The organism is Haloglomus irregulare (genome assembly GCF_007421925.1).
GTDB classification, from domain to species: Archaea; Halobacteriota; Halobacteria; order Halobacteriales; family Haloarculaceae; genus Haloglomus; species Haloglomus irregulare.
Genome location: NZ_QMDX01000047.1, coordinates 1 through 4378, shown reverse-complemented (window position 1 = coordinate 4378; position 4378 = coordinate 1). Strand labels below are relative to the sequence as shown.

Here is a 4378-nt window from a genome sequence, read left to right as displayed (position 1 = left end):
CGAGTTGGGAACCTCTCCGCCGTGGGAGCCCGTCTGTGACGGGAACCCCACGACTTCAGTCGTGGGAGGAAGTCAGACTGGTGTTGTCTCGATCTTCCTCGCGGGGATCTACTACGTCTTCGGCGAGGCGGCTCGGTCAACGGAGAAACGGAGGGCGACAAAGCAGGGAGCGACGCTTCGAGAGTGGCTTTTCACCGCCACACGATACGGCACTGTCGTGCTGGCGCTCGCATACGTGATGACGTTCGGGCTCGAACTGTCGATGAACGGCTGGTTGGCGACCTACTACCGTGAGGGGTTCGACACGCAGAATCTCGTGGTCGCCTCAACGTTCGCGGCGACCTTTTCGATTGCAGCTGGCCTGCTCCGCCCCATCGGCGGCTACGTCAGTGATCGGCTGGCGCGGGCAGAACGGAACATCCTCCCGGTGTTCACCGGTCGCTACCGGGAGCAGTGGACGTTTCTCTCGCTGTGTTTCGTCGTCTGCACGATGCTTGCGATGACGCTTGCAGGGTTAAGTGGGCAGATCCTGCTCGCCGTTGGTGTTGGCTTTCTCGTCGGGACGGCTTGTGCGTTCGCCGAGGGGGCGATCTTCGCACAGGTGCCGGCGATGTTCCCGAACAGTTCCGGCGCCGTCGCCGGCGTGGTGGGCGGGGTCGGGACGGTCGGCGGCATCGTCTACCCGCTCGTGTATGCCGCACCCGTGCTGCCGAATCTCCACGTTGGCTACGCACTCGTCGCCATCTCGATGGTGCCGATTGTCGCCCTGACTGCGTGGGTGTTCCGGCCGGATGTCGCCGAACACGCGAACGAGGACGGCCTCGTCAGCCGGCGGGACGCTCCTCGTGCCACTGACGATTGAGAGGTTCATCTGGTACCCTGCCTCACCACGGATGTATACCCGTACGCTGACGTCGGTCAGGCAGACACGAGTGAGTCGTCTGCGTCTTCCACGCCCTCGTCTGCGTCGCCTCCGGTCTCGACCGCTTCGATAACGTAGCCTGCGATGCCAGCTGCGGCCAGCCCGACTCCGAGTGCGCGTATCTGGCGGAAATACGAGTCACGAGCTTCGAGCTGGTTGGCGTTCTCGAAATTCATCTCCAGCATCCGCTTGAGGAACGAGACGCTCGTTCCGGGTGCCACGAACGCAAATATCCCCTGAGCGATCGCCCAGATCGATCCCATCTTGGTACACGTCGTGTTGTCGAACACACCAGCAGTTAGTGGCCCCCCACGTAAGAGTATTTTGGAATATTCACAATACTATGCGTGCAAGTCGGTCGTCTTACTCGTCTTTCGGTTAATCAATCTGTTTGCCCATGGGTAGTATTACGAACATCTAATACTGTATCCGGTCGACTGGTTATCAACCGCATATCGAACTGCCCAGAATACTATTGTTCGTATATAGCAAGACAACCGGCGCTACCACGACACGGTCGTGCGTCGACAGCGACAATCGAGAGAGTAGGCGGAGCGACCACACTGGCACCGTCGAGAACGGGCCGCGCCGTCGGACGCACCGAGGTTGCCGTTGGAACAGACGTTCGTTCTATCCGTGCCGATCCTCGTCTGTGCCACCAGCGTCATCTCCGGAGAGCCGGTCGACGACGCCGTGGCGAAGCCGGTCGAAAACGCCCGCACAGACATTACACTCCTTACAAGACAGCTTCGAACAGGAGAGCGTCTCGCCACACCGCGGACACGCGAATCCGCCAGTCGGCTTGAACTCGTACGCACAGGCAGGACAAATCACGCGACCACCCCCAGCAAGGCCGCGACGAGGCCACCGACACCGAACGCTGCTGCCCACGAACCGACCCATATGAGTAGGGCACTCCGCGCGTCGCGTTCGTTGAGGGTCATCGTCATCGTGAGGATGCAGGGGACGAACAGGGTGATGACGACGAGTCCGACGAACGTCTGTGGGGCGGACAACGCGATATCTGTCATTCCTGCGGCCGCGAAGTCCCGCCGGATCAACCCCAGTACGAGTATCTGCCCGAAAGCGGCCGGCAGACCAAGCAGTGCGGTCACCGGGCGGAGTCCGCGGACAATGACGTCAAGTACACCGACGTAATCCAGTGCCGAGACGACCAGCGCAGTGCCCGCGAATAACGGTGCCGCTTCTTTCAGGAACGCGACCGTCCGGGTGTATGTCTTCCGGACGATGTTCTGCGGGCGCGGGACGCGTACCCGCGGTAGTTGTTCGATAAGCGCGTCCTGCTCACCAGGCAACGTTCGGTCGAGGAACACCCCAACGACGCCGAGAACGGCGAGGAGGACCAGCAGGTAGCCCGCCCACCAGACGAGGCCGAGCCCCGCGAGCAGCCCCATGATGACGCCGATCTGTGCGGAACAGGGAATCGCGAGGCCGAGCAGTGCCGTCGAGATGAGCCGTTCCCGGCGGGACCCGACCATCCGGGTGGTGATGACCGCCATCGTCACACACCCCACGCCGACAATCAACGGAACGATCGCGCGGCCGTTGAGACCGATCCGACTGAGACCCCGGTCGGTCAACACGGCGAGTCGAGGCAGGACGCCGGCGTCTTCGAGCGTCCCGATCACGAGGTAGAACGCGACGACGAGCGGCAGCAGAACACCGACGACGTACTGGACGGAGATCGTCAGCAGACCCAGGTTGTCGTTGATCAGCAGGAACTCGATCGGCTCCGTCCACACAACCCCCGGGAGGAGTCGCGTCACAGCCGCCTCGATTGCAGGGTTGTAGTACTGTGCGAAGAGGACGCCCTCGGTGAAGCCGACGAGTCGTTGCGCCACGAGCACGCCGATCACGTAGAATATTAATCCCAGCAGCCCAGCCGCAATGGGGATGCCGGTTAGCGGTCGCATCAGGGTGTCCCCGACGCGGTCCGTGAGCGCTCGCTCCGTGTCACCGACGCGTTCGACCGTCTCGGTGAGCGCCCGCACCCGTGTCCGACGCTCTCGGTAGACCTGTTCTCGGCAGGCGGCGTTCGCAAGCGGTGACGCTCCGCCGTCAGCGACGAGTTCGTCTGCCTCAACGCGCCGGACTGTCGGGTCGTCTCCTTCGAGGAGAAGCGTCTTCTCCGCTCTGCTAGCCTTGATGTCGTCCGGGAGTGCGTCGTAGTGTTCGGCGATTGGCGTCGTCGCCGGAGCGGTCGCCTCGGGGAGCTGTCGCCGCAGTGCCGGGACACCCGTATCGGTGACGGCGACGGTCGGAACGACCGGAACACCCAGTGCTGTCTCCAGCGCATCAACGTCGACTTCGATCCCGTCTGCCTCCGCCTCGTCCATCATATTGAGTGCGACGACAGTCGGGACGCCCATATCCAGTAACTGGAGCGTCAGGAACAGGTCTCGGTCCAGTTGAGTGGCGTCGACGACGTTGACGACAGCGTCCGCCCCCAGCACGATGTCCCGCGTGATACGTTCTGCCTCGGAGAATGAAGAGATCCCGTGGACGCCAGGGGTGTCGATTATTCGGGCAGATCCGACAGTTGCGGCGGTGGTCTCGACGGTCGTTCCGGGATAGTTCGAGACGTCGGCGTACTCGTCCGCGATCGACCCGAAAAGCACACTCTTGCCGACGTTGGGTGCGCCGACCAGTGCGATAGTCTCCGGGGCGTCGCTCGGCCGCCATCGGCGATTTGGTTGCTGTGTCGCAGTCATTTCGGCGTGTCGGTCGACCGCGTGACCCTGATCTCTCTGGCGAGCGCGCGCCCGAGTGCAACCTCAGAACCGCGGCGTCGGAGCACGACCGGGCCGTTGTGGATTTGCTGGTGGCACTCGACACGGCCGTCGAGAAAGCCGAGTCGTAACAGCCGGGTCCGAGCATCATCGTCCGGTACGTCGGCCAATTCGATTCGCTCCTCGGGTGAGACCTCGGCCAGCGACATCATATTTAGGTCCGCCTAATTCTCGAAGGCAGTCCGTAAAATAAGGCCGGCCTCAGTACCCGGGGATTTCAGGAGCATCCGCGAGTAGTGACCGTGCACCTGCTCACATGTAGCCGACTAAACAATTCGGCGCACCCCGCCGACTGGCCGGCGGTCCGACTGAACCCGGCGCACCGATCTCGGGGTTAGGCTGGCTGTGACTCCAGTTTCTTGTAGTCGACGTAGTCCGCACCCCGGAGGTCTTCGAGGAGGTTGATTGCAGCACGGGCTCCCTCCCCGACCGAAGTGGCGATCTGCTGGTGTCCACCGGTGACGTCACCCGCCGCGTAGACGCGCTCGACCGGCGTCGACTGGTCGGGATCGGTGGCGATCGAGTCGCCCTCGACCGGGACGCCAAGCATCTCAGCGAGGTCTGTGCCGCCGGCAGTGCCGAGCGCGACGAGTGACCTCCTCCCCGTGGTAAACGACGGGGCTTCCCACAAGCCGAAGCCCGCTGG

At 63.0% G+C, this 4378-nt stretch carries 5 protein-coding genes; 1 reads left to right on the top strand and 4 read right to left on the bottom strand.

Features of this window, described 5'->3' with window-relative positions; genetic code table 11:
- The coding region (locus DP107_RS19630; protein ID WP_144263761.1) for an MFS transporter at nucleotides 1-862 on the top strand (862 nt) is incomplete at its 5' end.
- Between the two features lie 56 nt (nucleotides 863-918).
- Here the strand turns inward: DP107_RS19630 and DP107_RS19625 are convergent.
- From DP107_RS19625 to DP107_RS19605, 4 genes are all read right to left on the bottom strand, one after another.
- A complete protein-coding gene (locus DP107_RS19625) occupies nucleotides 919-1212 on the bottom strand; it encodes a hypothetical protein (protein ID WP_144263760.1) in 294 nt (97 codons plus the stop codon).
- Between the two features lie 540 nt (nucleotides 1213-1752).
- Entirely contained in the window at nucleotides 1753-3654 is a 1902-nt protein-coding gene (gene feoB / locus DP107_RS19615) for a ferrous iron transport protein B (protein WP_144263758.1), read from the bottom strand.
- Complete coding sequence (locus tag DP107_RS19610; protein WP_144263757.1) at nucleotides 3651-3881, bottom strand: FeoA family protein; 231 nt, start codon at nucleotides 3879-3881, stop codon at nucleotides 3651-3653. Before DP107_RS19610 ends, feoB begins: the two co-directional genes overlap by 4 nt.
- A gap of 185 nt (nucleotides 3882-4066) precedes the next feature.
- Nucleotides 4067-4378, bottom strand: a 312-nt coding sequence (locus DP107_RS19605; protein WP_144263756.1) for an FAD-dependent oxidoreductase, incomplete at its 5' end; no start/stop codon positions are given.